Here is a 19,029-nt window from a genome sequence, read left to right on the forward strand (position 1 = left end):
GCGCCCCGGGTGGACAGAACAAGTCCACCCGGGGCCGCCCGCCGTTCGAGGGGGAACCGATGCGCACGGGCGACGGGCTGTTGCGGCGGGTGGTCCGCGACGCCGGGGGGTGGACGGCCGCGCTGGCCGCGGTCACGCTGACCGGCGCCGTCGCCGAGCTGCTGCTGCCGGCGGTGCTCGGCCTCGCCGTCGACGCGGCGCTGACCGGCGGCACCCGGTGGTGGCCGGCCGTCGCCTGCGCCCTGGTCGTCGTCCTGGTCGCCACCGACACCCTCGGCGACCTGGCCAGCGGGTACGGCGCCGCCCGCGCCACCGCCCGGATCCGGGCGCGCCTGCTGCGGCACCTGTTCGCCCTCGACGTGCGCACCGCCCGCCGGCACCCGGTCGGGGACCTGGTCGGCCGGCTGGTCGGGCAGGCCGCCGACGCCGGCCAGGCCGGCACCGCCGTCGTGCTCAGCGCGATCGCGGTGCTCCCCCCGCTCGGCAGCGTCGTCGCGCTCACCCTGATCGAGCCGGTGCTCGGGGTCACCCTGCTCGCCGGGCTCGTGCTGCTGGCCGGCCTGATGCGCGCGTTCGTCACCGATGCCTCGGCGGCCACCGCCGGCTACCAGAAGGCCCTGAACTCGATCGCCGGCCGGCTGCTGGAGTCCCTCGCCGGCGCCCGGACCATCGCCGCCGCCGCAACCCGCGGCCGGGAGGAGGAGCGGATCCTCGCCGCGCTGCCGGAGCTTCGTGGGTACGGCCGGCGCGGCTGGGAGCTGCTGGCCCGGGCCAGCGCCCGCACCGCCGCCGTGGCGCCGCTGCTGCAACTGAGCGTGGTCGCCGTCGGCGGGTACGCGCTGACCGCCGGCTGGCTCACCCCCGGCCAGCTCGTCTCGGCGGTCCGCTACGCGGCCACCGGCGCCGGGCTGGGCGCGGTGCTGGCCACCCTGAACCGCCTGGTGCGCAGCCGCTCCGGAGCGGCCCGGGTCGCCGAGCTGCTGGCGTACCCGGCGCCGGCCGACGGCGACCAGCCGCTGCCGCCGGGCCGTGGGGCGCTGCGGCTGAGCTCGGTGAGCGTGTACGCCGACGACGGCCGGCCCGTCCTCGACGGCGTCGACCTGACCGTCCCGGCCGGGGCAACGGTGGCCGTGGTCGGACCGTCCGGGGCCGGCAAGTCCACCCTCGCCGCCGTCGCCGGGCGGCTGCACGACCCGGACGCCGGCGAGGTGCGCCTCGACGGGATGCCGCTGCCCCGGCTGTGCCCGGACGCCCTGCGCCGGGCCGTCGGGTACGCCTTCGACCGGCCGACGCTGGTCGGTGCGACCGTGCACGACGCGATCGGGCTGGCCCTGCCCCCGGACGGGGCCGCGCCGCCGGCCGACGGCTCCCCGGCCACCTTCGCCGTACGGCGGGCCGCCGAGACGGCCGCGGTCGCCGACGTCGTCGACCGGCTGCCGGCGGGCTTCCGTACCCCGCTGGCCGACACGCCGCTGTCCGGCGGCGAGGCCCAGCGGCTCGGGCTGGCCCGGGCCTTCGCCGCAGCCGACCGGCTGCTGATCCTCGACGACGCCACGTCCAGCCTGGACACCGTCACCGAGCACCGGATCGCCCGGGCGGTGGCGGGGCAGCCGGGCGAGCGGACGCGGCTGGTGGTCACCCACCGGGTCGCCACGGCGGCGGGCGCGGACCTGGTCGCCTGGCTCGACGGCGGCCGGTTGCGCGCCCTCGCCCCGCACCGGCGGCTCTGGGCGGACCCGGCCTACCGGGCGGTCTTCCACGCCGACGGGCACGGCGGATGAACCGCCGGGGACTCGGCACCGGCCGCCGGGGACGCCGGACCGATCGCCGGGGCGCCCCGGGCGCGACCCGCCCCGGGGTGCGGCAGGTCACCTGGGCGGCGCTGCGGGCCCGCCGGCCGGTCGTGGCGCGGCTCGCCGGTTGGTCGCTCGTCGAGGCGCTGCCGGCGCTGCTCTCCGGCGCGCTGGTCGCGCGGGCGGTCGACGAGGGCTTCCTGGCCGGCCGGCCAGGCGTGGGCCTGGGCTGGCTGGGGCTGCTCGCCGGGGCGGTGCTCGTCGGCGCGGTGGCGACCGGCCGGACGTACCGGAGCCTCGGCGCGGTGGTCGAGCCGTTCCGGGACGACCTCGCCGCCCGGGTGGTCCGGGCGGCCCTGCGGGACGCCACCCGGGCCGGCGGACGCGCGGACAGCGCCGCGGCGGCCCGGCTGACCCACCAGGTGGAGCTGGTCCGGGACACCTTCGCCGGCCTGCTGATGGTGACCCGGGGCTTCCTGTTCGCCGCCGGGGCGGCCCTGCTGGGGCTGGTCGCCCTGGACCCGGCGGTCGCGGCGCTGGTGGCCGCGCCCCTGGTCGCCGGGCTGGCCGTGTTCCTCGGTGCGCTGCCGGCGATGGCCGGGCAGCAGCGCCGGTACGTCCGCGCCGGCGAGGAGCTTGGCCGGGCCGGCGCGTCCGCGCTGTCCGGGCACCGGGACGTGCGGGCGTGCCGGGCGGCCGGGCGGGTCGTCGCCGACGTGGGTCGGCGGGTGGCGGACCAGGCCGCCGCCGAGCGCGTCCTGAGCCGGATGTCCGCCGTGCGCAGCCTCAGCCTCGGTGTGGGCGGCTGGCTGCCGCTGGCGGTGCTGCTGCTGGCCGCGCCCCGGCTGGTGGACCGGGGCCTGACCGCCGGCGCGTTGCTCGGCGCGCTGATCTACGTCTCCACCGGCCTACAGCCCGCCCTGCACGCCCTGGTGCAGGGCATCGGCGGCGGCGGTCTGCGCTACGTGGTCACCCTGGACCGCATCCTGCGGACCTGCCCGGACCCCACGGACGAGCCCGCCCCCCGGCGCGGCACCCCGTCGCCGGGGGCCGCGCCGGCCGGCCGTCCGGACGAGCCGGCACCGGGAGCGCCGGCCGGGCCGGGCGGCGCCGAACCGGCCGTACGGGTGCGCGGGCTGACCTTCCGCTACGGCGCGGCGGCCCGGCCGGTGCTGGCGGACGTCACCCTGAGCCTGCCCGCCGGGGAGCACCTCGCCGTGGTCGGGGCGAGCGGGGCGGGCAAGTCCACCCTGGCCGCGCTGCTGTCCGGCCTGCTCGCCCCGCAGGCCGGCACGGTGCTCCTGGGCGGGGTTCCGGTGGCCGGCGCCCCGCCGGCCGCGCTGGCCCGGCTGCGGGTGCTGGTGCCGCAGGAGGCGTACGTCTTCACCGGCTCGCTCGCCGACAACCTGCGCTACCTGCGCCCGGAGGCCGACGACGGCACCATGTCGGACGCCGTCGACGCCCTCGGGGCCGGGGCGCTGGCAGCCCGGCTCGGCGGGCTGAAGGGGGCGGTGACGCCTGGCGCGCTCTCCGCCGGCGAGCGGCAACTCGTCGCCGCGGTGCGGGCGTACCTGTCCCCCGCCCCGCTGGTAATCCTCGACGAGGCGACCTGTCACCTGGACCCGGCGGCCGAGGCGACGGTGGAGGACGCGTTCGCCCGCCGGCCCGGCACCCTGGTGGTGATCGCGCACCGGATCAGCTCCGCCGTCCGGGCCGGCCTAGTGCTCGTGGTCGACGGCGAGCGGCCGGTGGCCGGCACGCACGAGGAGTTGCTGGCCCGGTCGCCGGCCTACCGGGAACTCGTCGGGCACTGGGACGACCGGCCCACGCCGGCACCGGCGCCGGCCCGGCGGGGCTGACGCACCCGCCCCGCCCCCGCACCCGCCCCGCCGCCCAGCCGCCCCGCCTCCGCACCCGCGCCGCCGCTCCGCTCGGCTCCGTGCGCCGCCGCGCCTCCTCGGCGGCGCACGGGGGCAGTCTCGTGTCAGATCCAGCCGGACTCGCGGGCCACCCGGACGGCCTCGACCCGGGTCCGGGCCCCGGTCTTGCGGGCGATCCGCCCGAGGTGGTTGCGGACGGTACCGTGCGAGAGCCGCAGCGACCCGGCCACCTCGGCGACCGGGGCTCCGGCGGCGGTCAACCGCAGCACCTCGGTCTCCCGTTCGGTCAACGGGCTGTCGGCGCTGAGCGCCGCCAGCACCAGTTCGGCGTCCACCACCGACTCGTGCCGGGCGAGCCGCCGGATCCCGTCGACCACCCGGTGCGGGGCCACGTCGCTGGCCAGGATGCCGACCGTGCGGCCCGGGGAGAACACGCTGTACAGGCCCCGGGCACGGCGGGGGTCGGCGAGCACCAGCAGGGGGCACCTGTGCGCCGCAGCGCCGTCGGTGATCAGGTCGAAGTCCACCACCGCGACGTCCGGCCGGCCGACGCGGACCGCCTGGCCGACCGCGTCGCCGCGGCCCACCTCCGCCACCACGTGGATGTCCTCCTCGGCGGCGAGGACGAGCGACAACGCGCCCCGGACCAGGGCACCGTCCAGGGCGAGCAGGGTACGGATCACGGCGGGCCTCTCCCGAGCAGCTCCATTGATCACGGACAGTCAATATTCAAACACGTTACTGACGGGTCCGCTCGGTGAGCGGGCGGCCCGACACGCATCCGCGTCGGGCCCGCCCGCGACGGCTACAGCCAGCCGTCCCGTTGCGCCAGTCGGACAGCCTCCATCCGGTTGCGGGCACCGGTCTTGTGCAGGATGGCCGACAGGTGGTTGCGCACCGTCCCGTGTGCCAGGAAGAGCCGACGGGCGATCTCCTTCAGCGGCAGGCCCTCGGCCGCCACCCGCAGCACCTCCAACTCCCGGCGGGTCAGGGGGTTGACCGGCGGGCTCAGCACGGCCACCGCGGCGGCCGGGTCGATGACCCGCTCACCGGCGGCGGTCGTCCGGACCGCGCGCACCAGCTCCGACAGTCCGGCGTCCTTGCTGACCAGGCCACGCGCGCCGGCCGCCAGAGCCGCCTCGACCAGCGGCGGGCTCCAGCGGTGGCTCATCGCCAGCACGGCCGTTCCCGGGGCCTCGGCGGCCACCTTCGCCACCACCCATGCCGACTCGGGCACCCCCGGCTTCAGCTCCAGCACCAACACCTCGGGGCGCTCCCGGCGCAGCACCCCCCACAACTCACCGATGCCGGCGGCATCGGCGACGACCTCGATGTCCTCCTCGTTCGACAGCGCGGCGCACAGCGCGCTGCGCAGCAGTCCCATGTCCTCGGCCACGACGACGTGGATCACCACGTATCTCCGATCTCGGGTACGCGTCGCACCGCCCGGACCACCCGGCTCGATGCCGGGGACGGTAACGGTGCGCGCGGGGAACGGACAGCGTCGGCCCGGAGCGGCGCCACGACGGGTGCTGACGGGCCACGATGGGCCACGTCGGGCGGTCGGCACGGCAGGGGGCCAGCGACCGCGGGACGGGCCGGGCCGCAGGCTCAGCCGGGGCGGACGGTCACCGCCGGGGCGCGGCCGTCGACCGGAACCGACGAGCGCGTGGTGCGCTCCCGGCCACCGGCGTACGACGACCAGCGGGCCTCGTCGGCCGAGGCGGGCACGGGCCCGGACGTGGCACGGGCGTCGTCGGCGCGCTCGGGGGCCGGACCCGACCGGCCGGGTCCACCCGACGGCTGCGCCTCGGCCACCGTACCGACCTGCCCCGAGGCAGCCCGGGCCGCGCCGGGGAAGGCCGGACCGGCCGTCCACCCGGTCAGGGACACCGACGCCACGGTCGGCCCGGAGGCCACGCCGCCGACCGGTCCAGGCGACGGCGTGGCGGGAACGGGGGCGGGGATGGGGGACGGCGGCGCCCCGGGCTCGACCGGTGCGCCGGGGGACGGCGCGGGACCGGCCGGTGGGGTCGCGGGCCCGGGTGGGCCCGCCGGGTCGGCCGGCAGGCCCGGCAGGCCCGGCAACGCCGGCAGTCCCGGCAGGCCCGGCAACGCCGGCAGTCCCGGCAGGCCCGGCAACGCCGGCAGTCCCGGCAGGCCCGGCAACGCCGGCAGCAGCGGGGTGAGCAGCTCGTCGACCAGCCCCGGGACCGGGGGCAGGACCTGCTGCGCCGCCCCGGTGACCGTGTCGGCCAGGGCGGTCGTGAGGCTCCCGACCAGCGCCGGCAGGCGGGCCGTCACGCCGCCGACCGGGCCGGGGGGCACCGGGTCACCGGGCGTCACCGGACGCGGCCGCCCGTTCCCGGCCGCCGGGCCCTGTGGGCCGCCGGTCACCCCGGCAACGGCCGACGCCACGTCGGGGAGGCCTGGCCGGGCGGCCGGACGGAAGCCCGGACGGGTCGCTCCGTCGCCACCCGGCGACGCCGCACCGGACCCGGGACGTGTCTCGGGCGCCGACGCCGCACCGGACCCGGGCCGGGCGTGGGGCCGCGACGGCTCGCCGGACCCGGGCCGGGCGTGGGGCGGCGCGGGCCGGACCGGGCCCGGGGCGTCGGGCTCTGCCGGACGGGGAGCCGTCGGCGGCAGCGGCACCAGCAGCGGCCTGATGGGCCGGTCAACAAGCCGGTACGGGCGGAAGGAGCCGGGCCGACCACCGTCGGAGGAGCCACGGTCGGGACCGCCACGGTCAGGGCCGGCGGACGGTGCGTGGTCGGCGCGGGCGGGCAGAATGCCGTCGAGGACACCGGCCAACGGACCCGCCGAGCGGGGTGCCCCGTCGGGGCCCGCCGCGGCCGGAGGCCGGCCGCCGTCGTGCGCGGCGGCGGCGGGGCCGGCGAGCAGCACGGCCCCGACGATCCCGGCACCCGTCGCGGCCAGCAGCAGTGCGATCCGCCGCACGACCCGGGACACTCCCGCCCCCACCCCCGCCTCCCCACCGCGAACCCGCGCGACCGGGGAGGCGCCGACGCGGCGCGGCGACGCGGTCACCACGGCCGGTGCGGAGCGGACAGCGGGACAGCACACGCGGACAGCCCCCCTCAACGAAGATGTCGACACATCGTAACGATGCCGTCACCCCCATGCATCCCCCGGCCGGCCCGGTCCTGCCGGGCGAGCCGGTCGGTCACCCCGGCCGGAAGATGGCCGCGCAGGACTGCGAAACGGGCCACCATGAGGTACGACGGGTCGGCCCCTGCGGCTGGCGGAACACCTTCAGCCCGGCCGATCGCGGGTCACCACATCACCCAACGCGGCTGGCCCACCCAGCGTGAGGACGCGGTCGGGTCGGGCTCAGGTGTCGAGCCAACGGTGAATGCAGTGCAACAGGTCCTCGGCGTCCACCGGCTTGGTGACGTAGTCGCTGGCCCCGGAGGTGATGCTCTTCTCCCGGTCACCGTGCATCGCCTTGGCGGTCACGGCGATGATCGGCAGGTCGGCGTAGCGCGGCATCGCCCGGATGGCGGCCGTGGCCGCGTACCCGTCCATCTCCGGCATCATCACGTCCATCAGCACCAGGTCGATGTCGTCGTGGCGCATCAGGGTCTCGATGCCCTTACGGCCGTTCTCGGCGTACACCACGTCGAGCCCGTGCAGCTCGAGGATGTTGGTCAGGGCGAAGACGTTGCGGGCGTCGTCGTCGACCACCAGGACCTTGCGCCCGGCCAGCCCGGCGACGCCGGCCCAGGGGGCGTCGGCCTCCTGGGCCGGCCGGCCCAGCGGCACCACCCGCTCGGGTACGTCCACCGACAGGTGCAGGGCGATCCGCTCGCGCAGGTCGTCCAGGCTGGCGACGATCTCCAGGGGGCGGCCCCCGGCCGTCGCCCGGAGCAGGGCCTCCTGCCCGGGCGCCAGCGGCCGCGCGTGGTACGCCAGCACCGGCACGCCGCCGTTCGCGGCGTCGTCGTGCAGCGCCCTGAGCAGCACGGCGCCGCTGTCGTCCGGCAGGTCCAGGTGGACCACGAGGCAGCGGTGCCGGCGGCTGGCCACGGCCTCCAGCGCGGAGGGGGCGTCCAGGACGGTCGTCACCTCGACCGGTGGGAGTCCGTCGGCCAGCCCTGCCACGACACCGTGGACCAGCATGGTCAGCAGCCCCTTGTCGTGGTGTTCGAGGACGAGGACGCGCCGCCCGTCCGCCGGGGGCAGGCCGGTCGGCAGCCCGAACGGGCCGGGCACGGTGGCCTGGTCGCGCGCGACCAGGCCGGCGAGGGCGGCGAGGGACATCGGGGGGCCCGCCGGGGCCGGCGCGCCGGTGGCCACGGCCGAACCGGGCACGGTGGCCGGCAGGTAGAGGGTGAACGTGCTGCCCCGCCCGAGGACGCTGCGCGCGGTGATCCGGCCGCCCAGCAGGTGGGCGATCTCCCGGCTGATCGACAGGCCCAGCCCGGTCCCGCCGTACCGGCGGCTGGTGGTGCCGTCGGCCTGCTGGAAGGCGTCGAAGATCGCGGTGAGGTGCTGCTCGGCGATGCCGATGCCGGTGTCGACGACCCGGAAGGCCAGCACCGTCTCCCCCGGCGCGAACTGCACGGGCAGCTCTTCCGGGCGGGCCCGCTCGATGCGCAGTTCCACCCGGCCGTGCTCGGTGAACTTGACGGCGTTGGAGACGAGGTTGCGCAGCACCTGCCGCAGCCGCTGCTCGTCGGTGTGCAGCCGCTGCGGCACGTCCGGCGCGGTGCTGATCTCCAACGCCAGGCCGCGCGGCGTGGTCAGCGGGCGGAACGTGGCGTCGACGTAGTCGCGCAGCACGCCCAGCTCGAACGTCTCCGGGTTGATGTCCATCTTGCCGGCCTCCACCTTGGACAGGTCGAGGATGTCGTTGATCAGTTGGAGCAGGTCGGTGCCGGCGGAGTGGATGACGGTGGCGTACTCGACCTGCTTGGCGGTCAGGTTGCGGTTCGGGTTCTGGGCCAGCAGTTGGGCCAGGATGAGCAGCGAGTTCAGCGGGGTACGCAGCTCGTGACTCATGTTGGCGAGGAACTCCGACTTGTACTTCGAGGCCAGCGCGAGCTGCTGGGCACGGGCCTCCAACTCCTGGCGGGCCTGCTCGATCTCGGAGTTCTTGGTCTCGATGTCGTGGTTCTGCCGGGCCAGCAGCGCCGCCTTGTCCTCCAGGTCGGCGTTGGAGCGCTGGAGTTCCTCGGAGCGGGCCTGGAGTTCCTCCGAGCGGGCCCGAAGCTCGGCGGCGAGGCGCTGCGACTCGGTGAGCAGCACGTCGGTCCGGGCGTTGGCGACGATGGTGTTGACGTTGACGCCGATGGTCTCCATGAGCTGGTCGAGGAAGTCCCGGTGCGCCTCGGTGAACCGGCTCATGCTGGCCAGCTCGATGACGCCGAGCACCTGGTCCTCGAACAGGATCGGGAGCACCACCAGGTGCAGCGGCGCGGCGGCGCCGAGGCTGGAGGAGACGGTGACGTAGTCGGCCGGGACGGCGTCCACCACGATCGCCCGCTTGCTCACCGCGGCCTGCCCGACGAGGGACTCACCGAGGAAGTACCGGCGGCCGGAGGCCCGGTGGCCGTAGCCGCCGACCACCCGCAGGGTGGGGGTGCCCCCGGTCTCCTCCACCAGCAGGAAGGTGCCGAGCTGCGCGGAGACCAGCGGGGCCAGCTCGTCCATCACCAGCCCGGCGACCACCTCCAGATCCCGGTGGCCCTGCATCAGGCCGGAGATCCGGGCGAGGTTGGTCTTCAGCCAGTCCTGCTCCTGGTTCATCCGGGTGGTCTCGCGCAGCGACTCCACCATGGAGTTGATGTTGTCCTTGAGCTCGGCCACCTCGCCGGAGGCGTCCACCGTGATCGAGCGGGTCAGGTCGCCGGTGGCCACCGCGCTGGTCACCTCGGCGATGGCCCGGACCTGCCGGGTGAGGTTGCCGGCCAACTCGTTGACGTTCTCGGTGAGCCGCTTCCAGGTGCCGGAGACGCCCTCCACCTCGGCCTGCCCGCCGAGCCGGCCCTCGCTGCCCACCTCCCGGGCCACCCGGGTCACCTCGGCGGCGAACGACGACAGCTGGTCCACCATCGTGTTGATGGTCGTCTTCAGCTCCAGGATCTCGCCGCGGGCGTCGACGTCGATCTTCCGGGTCAGGTCGCCCTGGGCGACGGCGGTGGTCACCTGGGCGATGTTGCGGACCTGGCCGGTGAGGTTGTTCGCCATCGAGTTGACGTTGTCGGTGAGGTCCTTCCAGGTGCCGGCCACGTTGGGCACCCGGGCCTGGCCACCGAGCCGACCCTCCGTGCCCACCTCCCGGGCCACCCGCGTCACCTCGTCGGCGAACGCGCCGAGGGTGTCGACCATGGTGTTGATGGTCTGGGCGAGCACGGCGACCTCGCCCTTGGCCTCCACCGTGATCTTGCGGCTCAGGTCGCCCTGGGCCACCGCCGTGGCGACCAGCGCGATCGAGCGCACCTGGTTGGTGAGATTGTTCGCCATCTCGTTGACGTTGTCGGTGAGGTCCTTCCAGGTGCCGCCGACGTTGGACACCCGGGCCTGCCCGCCGAGCCGCCCCTCCGTCCCCACCTCCCGGGCCACCCGGGTCACCTCGTCGGCGAACGCGGAGAGCTGGTCGACCATCGTGTTGATGGTTTCCTTGAGGGCCAGGATCTCGCCCCGGGCGTCGACCCGGATCTTCTGGGTCAGGTCGCCCTTGGCCACGGCCGTGGTGACCTCGGCGATGCTGCGGACCTGGGCGGTGAGGTTGTCGGCCATGACGTTCACCGACTCGGTGAGGTCCTTCCAGGTGCCCGATACGCCCTTGACGTCGGCCTGGCCGCCGAGCCGCCCCTCCGTGCCGACCTCCCGGGCCACCCGGGTCACCTCGTCGGCGAACGACGAGAGCTGGTCCACCATCGTGTTGATGGTGTTCTTCAGCTCCAGGATCTCCCCGTGCGCGGTGACGGTGATCTTCTGCGACAGGTCGCCCCGGGCCACCGCCGTGGCCACCTGGGCGATGCTGCGCACCTGGTCGGTGAGGTTGACCGCCATCGAGTTCACCGAGTCGGTCAGGTCCCGCCACGTCCCGGCGACGCCGCTGACCTGGGCCTGGCCGCCGAGCCGGCCGTCGGTGCCGACCTCCCGGGCCACCCGGGTCACCTCGTCGGCGAACGACGAGAGCTGGTCCACCATCGTGTTGATGGTGCTCTTGAGTTCGAGGATCTCGCCCCGGGCGTCCACGGTGATCTTCTGCGACAGGTCGCCCCGGGCCACCGCCGTGGTGACCTGGGCGATGTTCCGCACCTGGCTGGTCAGGTTGCCGGCCATGAAGTTCACCGAGTCGGTCAGGTCGCGCCAGGTGCCGGCCACCCCGGGCACCTCGGCCTGACCGCCGAGCCGGCCCTCGCTGCCCACCTCCCGGGCCACCCGGGTCACCTCGTCGGCGAACGACGAGAGCTGGTCCACCATCGTGTTGATGGTGACCTTCAGCTCCAGGATCTCGCCCCGAACATCCACGGTGATCTTCTGCGACAGGTCGCCCCGGGCCACCGCCGTGGCCACCTCGGCGATGTCGCGCACCTGGTCGGTGAGGTTCCCGGCCATGGCGTTCACCGAGTCGGTGAGGTCCTTCCAGGTGCCCGACACCCCGGGCACCTCGGCCTGGCCACCGAGCTGGCCCTCGGTGCCCACCTCCCGGGCCACCCGGGTCACCTCGGAGGTGAACAGCGAGAGCTGGTCGACCATGCCGTTGAACACGGTGGCGATCTCGCCGAGCAGGCCGTCGCCGTCCTCCGGCAGCCGGGTGCCGAAGTCGCCGTCGCGCACCGCGGTCAGGCCCGCCAGCAGCTGCCGCAGGCCCGGGTCGGTCACCGATCCGGCCGGACCGGGAGCCGTGCCACCACGTCGTACCGCCGACCGCTCGACCATCGCAACCCCCCGGAACCGACCCGCCGGGTGAACGGCCCGACGGCGACGACAGCAAACCGGGCCAGTATGCACGTGACGGCGTGCCGGCGGTGAGCAGTGGTCCTCCGGCGGCTCAGCCCGGGCAGATTCGGGGCGGGGGCGTGGTCACCGCCCCGGGCCCGCCGGGGTGGCCAGCCGGGCGCTGACCCGGACGGTCGTGCCCCGACCGTCGGCGCGGATCTCCAGGCCGTCGGTGAGCTGCCGGGCGAGCCACAGGCCGCGGTGGCCGACCTCGTTCGGCGCGGGGAGCGCGACCCGCACGTCGCCGAGGCCCGGGCCGTCGTCGGTGATCTCGCACGTCAACAGGTCGCCTTCGCGGCGCAGTCGCAGTTCGCCGCTGCCCCCGCCGTGCCGGACGACGTTGGCGACCAACTCGTGCACCGCCAGCACGAAGTCGTCCAGGGCCACGCCGGCCAGTCCGGCGGTGCCGGCCGCGGCGGCGACGGCGTGGCGCAGCGCCGTCACCTGTCCGGCGGCGATGGTCTGCGCCAACAGCGTCAACTCGGTACCCGCACGGGACGCGCCGGCTTCCGAGCCGCCACCGTCACCCCCATCGCTGATCATGGCCGGGACCGTACACGGCCCGCACCCGCCCGGGACGTACCCCTGGTGAATCTTCCGGCCGGCGGCCCGCGCTCAGCCGGCCCGGGTCGCGGGCAGTCGGGACATCAGCTGGATCTGGGCGGTCCGGGACCGTTCGATTCGGTCGGCGAGGTCACGTACCCCGGCGCCGGCCGCCGCCGGCCGGTGCGCGCGGGCCAGCGCGGCCGCCCGGCGCTGGTGGACGGTGAGCACGTCGACGAGCACGGCGTCGAACCGGTCGGCGGGGGCGGAGCGCAGCCGGGCGAGGTCCGCGTCGGCGGTCGGCGACCCGCCGGGGTGCGCGTGGTGCCCGGCGTGCCCGGCGTCGTCGCTGGGCGGGGTCGCGGCGGCCAGCCAGCGCCGCATGGTGGCCAGCTCGTCGGCCTCGGTCGCGTCGACGGCGGCGACCAGGGTGCGCAGCTCGGCGTCGGTCACCCGGCCCGTCGCCTCGGCGGCGATCACCCGGGTCCGGTCGTGGTGGGCCACCATGGCCGTCAGGAACGGCACGTCCGCCGGGTCGGTCCGGGCCGACCCGGCGGCGGGCGGCGCGCCGGAGGGCGGAGCGGGGGCGGCGACGGGGGGCGCGGCGCAGCCGGCGACCGCCAGGAGCGCGGCGAGCGGGAGCGCCGCGAGGCGGCGGCGCACGCCGCGGACTGCGTCGGGTCTCATGGTGCCGTGGCCTTCCGTGCTCGGCGGGCGTGGCCGGGGACCGGCCACACCCTGGGCTTACGTGCGGGGCCGGTGTGGTAGCCCTGGACCGGGCCACACCCTTGGCTTCCGTACGGGGCCGGTGTGGTGGCCCTGGACCGGGCCACACCCTGGCTTCCGTACGGGCGGGTGTGGCCCGGGACCGGGCCACACCCGGGTCGGGTCAGAGCTGGGTCCAGAGCGCCGGCACGTTCGGCGGCTCCCAGCCGGGCAGGGCGGTGTGCGGCTGCGTGCACCGGTACGTCGCACCGCCGTAGGTGACCTGGTCACCCGCCCGGTACGCCTGCCCGGCGGTCCAGGTGCCGGACGGGGCCGGGGTGGTCGGCGCGGGCGTGGTCGGGGTCGGCGTGGGGGGCCGCGTCGGCGACGTGGTGGGGGTGGGCGTCGGGTTGCCGCCACCGCCGATCTGGAGGTCCACGCAGGAGTAGAAGGCGTTGGCGGTGTCGGAGATGTTCCAGATGGCGAGCATCTTCTGCCGCCCCGAGTACCCGCCGAGGTTGACGGTGTGCGAGACGGTGGCGCCCGGCTGCTGCCCGCCCCCGTTGACCACGGCGACCCGGGTGCCGCCGATCCAGTACTCCCAGTTGCTGGTGGCGTGCCGGGCGGTGTTGGTCCAGGTGAAGGTCACCGAGCTGCCGACCGAGGTGGCCGGCCAACCCCGGGCGTCGTCGTTGAGGACGGCGAACTGGCTGATCCCGGCGTGGCAACTGCGCAGCCCTTTCGGGCCCTCGACGCTCTGCGGCTCGTACTTGATCTGGCCGCAGTCGGGCACCCGGTTCTGGGCGCAGAGCGCCTGCCGGCTCGGCGGACCGGAGACGTACCCGTGTGCCTGGGCCGGTACCGCGACGGCCAGCGAGGCGATGACGGCACCCGCCGACGCGAGCGGAAGGACGACTGTTCGACGCATGTGGATGCTCCTTCGGGTCGAAGCGGGCGTCAGCGCACCGCCGAGCTGGGGGAACGCGCCCGCTTGGGGGGATGCGATGAACATAAAGTAAACATTCTTAACAGTAAATACCCCCGGCGGAAAACATCCCGGCGACCTGCGCCCGCCGCCCCGTCGCCGCCCCGTGCGGGACGGGACCGCCGGGCCGCCGGTCCCCGGCGACGGAAGCCAGCCCGGGCCGGGCCGCATTCGGCGAGGTCAGCGGCAACCCATTCCGCGGCGGCAGCTCAAATCTCCGGTTCCGCTCGGACAAATTGCAATTGACGGCTGTTGACCGATTTGAGCACCCGCCGCAAGCCGAAGGCGGCCAAATAGACTGCTTTTCCGATAGGGAATTCGTAGTTATCGGGGTAGAGGAAACCGGCCCTCCGACTCGCCGGACAGGGAGCACGGAGGGTGACAATCGGTCCCGCGATCATAGGCCGCCCGACACGCATCGATCCAGCCCAGGGCCCTGCCCAGGCCAGTCGACCCCGCAGGGCGGCAACCGGCGGTCACGGCGGGTCGCCCGCCGCCGCGCCGGGCAAGCAGATTGCAGAATGCACGGGTTGACGCGCCGCATCCCCACGACAATCATTGCTGTCACTGGACGGCGATTATCGCGATTCCGGATAGACGACGTTTCCCCACGTCAGTGGGTTTATTCGCCGCATCCGCAGAACGCGCGGTCACCGTTGGCGTCCAGTTAGGAAATACGCCATCGGAACACCCGCCTGCAACGAGCGAGGAGCCAGCCGGTGAAGGGGAACGACGAAGCTCCCGCGCCGCCCCGGCCACTGCCTGCGGCGCGCCACGACCGACCGGAGGACCGCCTCGCCCTGCACGGCGGCGCACCGGTCCGCCGCACCCCCTGGCCCACGTACGACAAGGGCGCCGTCTTCGTCCATCCCGAGGACGAGGAGGCGGCCTGCCGGGCCGTCCGCAGCCACCTCTACTTCCGCTACGACCACCGCCCGCAGCACGAGACGGAGTGCGGCCGGTTCGAGGACGAGCTGTGCCGCTTCTTCGGCACCCGGCACGCCCTCGCGGTGTCCAGCGGCACCGCCGCTCTGGCCCTGGCCATCATGGCCGCGCGGGTGCCCCCGGGCTCACTGGTCGCCTGCCCCGGGTTCACCTTCGTCGCCACGCCGAGCGCCATCGTCATGGCCGGGTGCCGGCCGTTCCTGGTCGAGGTGGACCAGGATCTGCGGATGGACATCGACGACCTGCGACGCCGCTGGGATCCCCGGATCGGCGCGATCCTCGTGGTGCACATGCGCGGCTTCGCCGCCGACGCCGAGGCGCTGGCCCGGTTCGCCACCGAGATGGGGGTGCCGCTGATCGAGGACGCGGTGCCGGCGCTGGGCGCCGAGCTCAACGGCCGCAAGCTCGGCACGTTCGGGGCCGCCGGGGCGTTCAGCACCCAGTCCGACAAGGCGCTCAACAGCGGCGAGGGCGGCTTCCTGGTCACCGACGACCGGGAACTGTACGCCCGCGCGGTGGCGCTGTCCGGGGCGTACGAGGGGCGGTTGCGGCGGCACTTTCCCGACGGCGAGGCGCCGTTGACCGGCCTGGACCTGCCCCTGCTGAGCCTGCGGATGGACGAGATCCGGGCCGCGCTGCTGCGCGCCGAGATGGCCCGGCTGCCGGAGCGGCTGCGGCTGTTCCACCGCAACTACGGGTACGTCGCCGCCGCGCTGGCCGACCTGCCGGGCATCGCGATCCGCCGGCCGGTCGCCCCCGGGGCGTACCTCGGTGAGGCGTTCGTGTTCCGGGTGCCCGGCGGCGACGCCGGCTGGTTCGCCCGCGCGCTGTGCCGGGAGGGCGTCGACGCGCGCAACATCGGCGCCGACGACGACCTCAACGTCCGCGCGTTCTGGAACTGGCGGTTCGTGTACGACACCGACGACCTCGACGAGATCCGGGCGATGCTGCCGCGCACCGCCGGGTACCTGCGGGAGGCGGTGGACGTGCCGCTGTCGTCCAGCCTGACCCTCGACGACTGCGACGACCTGGTGCGGGCGGTCCGCAAGGTGGCCGCCGCCGCGCACCCCGCGCGCCCCGTGGCAGCCGAGCACCCCGCGCCCGCCGAGCGCCCCGTGGCCGCCGAGCGTCCCGGGCCCGTCGAGCACCCCGTGGCCGCCGAGCGCCCCGGGCCCGCGCCGGCCGGGCCGGCGGAGCCGGTGCGCCGATGACGGCCGCCCCGACCCGCGCCGTGCCGCGCCTGGCCCTGGTCGGCATCTTCGGCGGGCTCTTCGCCGGCTACCTCGGCCTCACCGCGGTGCTCCCGGTGCTGCCCGGGTTCCTGCGCGACCGGCATGACGCCGGGGACCTGGTGGTCGGGCTGGTCGTCACGGTCACCGCGGTGACCGCGCTGCTGGTCCGGCCGGTCGCCGGCGCGCTGGCCGACCGGTACGGCCACCGCACCGTGATGCTCACCGGCGCCCTCGTGGTGGCCGGCGGCGGGCTGCTCTACTTCCTGCCGCTGTCCGTGCCGGTGCTGGTGGCGGTGCGGCTGCTGCTCGGCGCCGGCGAGGCCGCCCTGTTCACCGCCGGGGCGGTGTGGACGGTGGCGCTGGCCCCGCACCACCGCCGCGGCCAACTCATCGGCCTGTACGGGATGAGCATGTGGGGTGGCATCTCCGCCGGCACCTTCCTCGGCGCCACCCTGCAACAGGTCTCCCTCGCGGCGGTCTGGGCGCTCGCCGCCGCCGCTCCCCTGCTGGCCGCCGCGCTGGTGGCCATGGTCCCGGTCCCGCCCCGGGATCCCGCCGCCGCACCGGCGAAGGGCGGCGGAGGGCTGCTGCTGCGCCCGGCGCTGCTGCCCGGCACCGCGCTCGCCCTCGGCGCCGCCGGGTACGCCGGCCTGGCCGCGTTCATCGTGCTGCACCTGGACGCGCGCGGGATCGGCTCCGGCGTGGTGGTGCTGAGCTGCTTCAGCGCCGTGTACGCGCTCACCCGCCTGGTCATCGGCCACCTGCCGGACAAGCTCGGCCCGCGCCGGGTGGCGGCCTGGTCGGCGGCCGGCGAGGCGGTCGGACTGGTGATCATCGCGGTGGCCCCGAACCTGCCCGTCGCCGTGGCCGGCGGCGTGGTCACCGGCGTCGGTTTCTCCCTGCTGCACCCGTCGCTGGCGCTGATGGTGATGAACCGGGCCGAACCGTCCCGGCAGGGGGCGGCGATCGGGGCGTACACCTCGTTCTGGGACCTGGGGCTGGCCGTGTGGGGGCCGGTGACCGGCCTGGTCGCGGCGACCCTCGACTACCCCGCCGTGTTCGGCGTCGGCGCGGCCTGCGCCGTCGCGGCGGCGGTGCTGGCGGCGTGGATCGGCCGCCCGGCGGCCGGGCCCGGCACCGCCCGACCCGCAGGACGAGAGACGGAGGCCCGCGCGGCATGAGCGACCTGACCGTCCTGTGCGTCACCGGCTGGTGCCGCAACGGCAGCACCATCATCGGCAACGTGCTCAACGAGGTGCCCGGCTTCTTCCACGTCGGCGAGCTGCACTTCCTGTGGGGGAACTCCACCGGCCGGGGCGTCAACGACCTGTGCGGCTGCGGCGTCCCGCTGACCGCCTGCGACATCTGGTCGCGGGTGCTGCCGGTCGGCCGCCCGGCGGGGATGTCGCCGGACGCGCACGCCGCGGCGGTGATCGGCCGCCAACGGTCCCGGGTACGCACCCGGCACACCTGGCGGGTGCTGCGCCGGGGCCTGTACGACGACGAGATCCGCGCACACGCCGACCTGATGGGCGAGGTCTACCGGGCCGCCGCCGAGCGCACCGGAGCGCACACCATCGTGGACACCACGAAGATCCCCGGCGAGGCCGCGCTGCTGCCGTACGTCGCGGGGATCACCCCGTACTACGTGCACCTGGTCCGCGACCCGCGCGCGGTCGCGCACTCCTGGCGGGAGCCGAAGCAGTACGTCTACGCGATGTCGGCGGCGCGCAGCACCGCGTACTGGCACGGGTTCAACCTGGCCTCGGCCGCGATCACCCGGCGGTTCCCCGAGCGGTCGACGCTGCTGCGCTACGAGTCGTTCACCGCCGACCCGGCCGGCACCGTCGACGCGCTGCTGCGGCTCTGCGGCGCCGACCCGGCCGGCAACCCGGTGCGCGGGCGGACCGTCGAGCTGCACACCAACCACACGGTGACCGGCAACCCGGACCGGTTCCGCACCGGGGCCACCGTCATCCGGGACCGCGACGACTCCTGGCGGCGCACCCTGTCCCGGGCGGACCGGCTGGCCGCGACAGCCCTGGCCCAGCCGCTGTTCGCCCGCTACGGCTACCGGTCCGCCCCACGCGGTGCGGACCGACTGTCACCGACGAGCGGATCAGGGAGGTAACGAGCGTGGATCTCGGGCTCAAGGGACGGGTGGTCCTCGTCGCGGGCGGGTCCAGCGGGATCGGGCTGGCCTGCGCGAAGGAGTTCGCCGCCGAGGGCGCGCACGTGGCGATCTGCGGCCGTGACCCGGACCGGCTCGCCGCCGCCGAGCGGGAGCTGGCCGGGGTGGCCGCCGGCCGGGTCAGCGCCACCAGCGTGGACGTCACCGACACCGACGCGGCCCGCCGCTGGGTGGACGGGGTGGCCGCCGACCTCGGCGGGGCCCACGTCCTGCTGGTCAGCGGCGGCAGCCCGCCGGTCGGCACGGCCGCGCTGTTCGAGGTGGACGACTACCGGGCCGCCGTCGACCGGGTGTTGCTGCCGGCCGTCGGGCTGGCCCTGGCGGCGCTGCCGCACCTGCGCACCGCCGGCTGGGGTCGGCTGCTGTTCGTCGCCTCCGAGACCGCGAGCGTGCCGATCGGCCCGCTGGTCCTCTCCGGGGTGACCCGGGCCGCGCTGGTCCGCTTCGCCCAGGGCCTCGCCGTCGACGTGGGCCGCGACGGGATCACCGTCAACGTGCTCGCCCCCGGCAGCGTGCGCACCCCGCCGATGGAGCGGGCCGCCGCCCGGCTGGCCGGCGACGGCGACGTCGAGGAGCAACTCGCCGCCATGGGCCACCACAGCGCGCTGGGCCGGCTGGCCGACCCCGGGGAGGTCGCCGCCGTGGCCGCGTTCCTGGCCAGCGAGCGGGCCTCGTTCGTCACCGCGGGCGTGCACCTGATCGACGGCGGGGCCAGCGCCACCGGCCCGGAGCTGCCACACCTGACCGGCGTCCGCAAGGACACCTACGCCTGACCCCT

Annotated in this window: 13 protein-coding genes; 6 read left to right on the plus strand and 7 right to left on the minus strand. The window is 75.7% G+C overall.

Annotation, left to right across the window (positions count from 1 at the left end):
* Positions 1-59 precede the first annotated feature (59 nt).
* Positions 60-1,781, plus strand: coding sequence for an ABC transporter ATP-binding protein (locus tag ACFYZF_RS09935; protein WP_387017767.1), 1,722 nt, complete (start codon positions 60-62; stop codon positions 1,779-1,781).
* Positions 1,778-3,652 (plus strand): ATP-binding cassette domain-containing protein, encoded by a 1,875-nt coding sequence (locus tag ACFYZF_RS09940; RefSeq protein ID WP_387017769.1) that lies wholly within the window; start codon positions 1,778-1,780, stop codon positions 3,650-3,652. Before ACFYZF_RS09935 ends, ACFYZF_RS09940 begins: the two co-directional genes overlap by 4 nt.
* A 125-nt stretch (positions 3,653-3,777) precedes the next feature.
* On the opposite strand, the gene ACFYZF_RS09945 is transcribed toward ACFYZF_RS09940, so the two are convergent.
* The 7 genes from ACFYZF_RS09945 to ACFYZF_RS09975 all read right to left on the minus strand — a co-directional run bounded on the left by ACFYZF_RS09945 (position 3,778) and on the right by ACFYZF_RS09975 (position 13,826).
* Positions 3,778-4,356, minus strand: a complete 579-nt coding sequence (locus ACFYZF_RS09945) for a response regulator transcription factor (protein WP_387017771.1) — start codon at positions 4,354-4,356, stop codon at positions 3,778-3,780.
* A 122-nt stretch (positions 4,357-4,478) separates the two neighbouring features.
* Complete coding sequence (locus tag ACFYZF_RS09950) at positions 4,479-5,084, minus strand: LuxR C-terminal-related transcriptional regulator (protein WP_387017772.1); 606 nt, start codon at positions 5,082-5,084, stop codon at positions 4,479-4,481.
* A 200-nt stretch (positions 5,085-5,284) separates the two neighbouring features.
* The gene (locus ACFYZF_RS09955; protein ID WP_387017774.1) at positions 5,285-5,977 is read right to left on the minus strand and encodes a hypothetical protein; all 693 of its coding nucleotides are present in this window, start codon (positions 5,975-5,977) and stop codon (positions 5,285-5,287) included.
* Positions 5,978-7,027: 1,050 nt separating this feature from the next.
* Complete coding sequence (locus ACFYZF_RS09960) at positions 7,028-11,590, minus strand: HAMP domain-containing protein (RefSeq protein ID WP_387017777.1); 4,563 nt, start codon at positions 11,588-11,590, stop codon at positions 7,028-7,030.
* A 144-nt stretch (positions 11,591-11,734) separates the two neighbouring features.
* Positions 11,735-12,193 carry an ATP-binding protein gene (locus ACFYZF_RS09965; RefSeq protein ID WP_387017780.1) on the minus strand — a complete coding sequence of 153 codons (459 nt, stop codon included), beginning with the start codon at positions 12,191-12,193 and terminating at the stop codon, positions 11,735-11,737.
* Positions 12,194-12,265: 72 nt separating this feature from the next.
* Entirely contained in the window at positions 12,266-12,880 is a 615-nt protein-coding gene (locus ACFYZF_RS09970; RefSeq protein ID WP_387017783.1) for a DUF305 domain-containing protein, read from the minus strand.
* 202 nt (positions 12,881-13,082) lie between these two features.
* On the minus strand, positions 13,083-13,826 hold the full coding sequence (locus ACFYZF_RS09975) for a lytic polysaccharide monooxygenase (RefSeq protein WP_387017784.1): 744 nt from the start codon (positions 13,824-13,826) through the stop codon (positions 13,083-13,085).
* A 776-nt stretch (positions 13,827-14,602) separates the two neighbouring features.
* Here ACFYZF_RS09975 and ACFYZF_RS09980 point away from each other — a divergent pair.
* The 4 genes from ACFYZF_RS09980 to ACFYZF_RS09995 are packed head-to-tail and all read left to right on the plus strand — an operon-like array spanning position 14,603 to position 19,024.
* Entirely contained in the window at positions 14,603-16,039 is a 1,437-nt protein-coding gene (locus ACFYZF_RS09980; protein WP_387017786.1) for an aminotransferase class I/II-fold pyridoxal phosphate-dependent enzyme, read from the plus strand.
* Positions 16,036-17,241 carry an MFS transporter gene (locus tag ACFYZF_RS09985; protein ID WP_387017789.1) on the plus strand — a complete coding sequence of 402 codons (1,206 nt, stop codon included), beginning with the start codon at positions 16,036-16,038 and terminating at the stop codon, positions 17,239-17,241. Before ACFYZF_RS09980 ends, ACFYZF_RS09985 begins: the two co-directional genes overlap by 4 nt.
* Entirely contained in the window at positions 17,238-18,191 is a 954-nt protein-coding gene (locus ACFYZF_RS09990; RefSeq protein ID WP_387017791.1) for a sulfotransferase, read from the plus strand. Before ACFYZF_RS09985 ends, ACFYZF_RS09990 begins: the two co-directional genes overlap by 4 nt.
* A gap of 5 nt (positions 18,192-18,196) precedes the next feature.
* Complete coding sequence (locus ACFYZF_RS09995; RefSeq protein WP_387017793.1) at positions 18,197-19,024, plus strand: SDR family NAD(P)-dependent oxidoreductase; 828 nt, start codon at positions 18,197-18,199, stop codon at positions 19,022-19,024.
* Positions 19,025-19,029 lie beyond the last annotated feature (5 nt).

This window comes from Micromonospora sp. NPDC001898 (genome assembly GCF_042891255.1).
In the GTDB taxonomy this organism is placed as follows: domain Bacteria; phylum Actinomycetota; class Actinomycetes; order Mycobacteriales; family Micromonosporaceae; genus Micromonospora.

Excerpts from the sequence above, each read along its gene's own strand:
- ACFYZF_RS09935 (WP_387017767.1), top strand. The coding sequence starts at position 60 with ATGCGCACGGGCGACGGGCTGTTGCGGCGGGTGGTCCGCGACGCCGGG.
- ACFYZF_RS09940 (WP_387017769.1), top strand. The coding sequence starts at position 1,778 with ATGAACCGCCGGGGACTCGGCACCGGCCGCCGGGGACGCCGGACCGAT.
- ACFYZF_RS09960 (WP_387017777.1), bottom strand. The coding sequence starts at position 11,590 with ATGGTCGAGCGGTCGGCGGTACGACGTGGTGGCACGGCTCCCGGTCCG.
- ACFYZF_RS09965 (WP_387017780.1), bottom strand. The coding sequence starts at position 12,193 with ATGATCAGCGATGGGGGTGACGGTGGCGGCTCGGAAGCCGGCGCGTCC.
- ACFYZF_RS09970 (WP_387017783.1), bottom strand. The coding sequence starts at position 12,880 with ATGAGACCCGACGCAGTCCGCGGCGTGCGCCGCCGCCTCGCGGCGCTC.
- ACFYZF_RS09975 (WP_387017784.1), bottom strand. The coding sequence starts at position 13,826 with ATGCGTCGAACAGTCGTCCTTCCGCTCGCGTCGGCGGGTGCCGTCATC.
- ACFYZF_RS09985 (WP_387017789.1), top strand. The coding sequence starts at position 16,036 with ATGACGGCCGCCCCGACCCGCGCCGTGCCGCGCCTGGCCCTGGTCGGC.
- ACFYZF_RS09990 (WP_387017791.1), top strand. The coding sequence starts at position 17,238 with ATGAGCGACCTGACCGTCCTGTGCGTCACCGGCTGGTGCCGCAACGGC.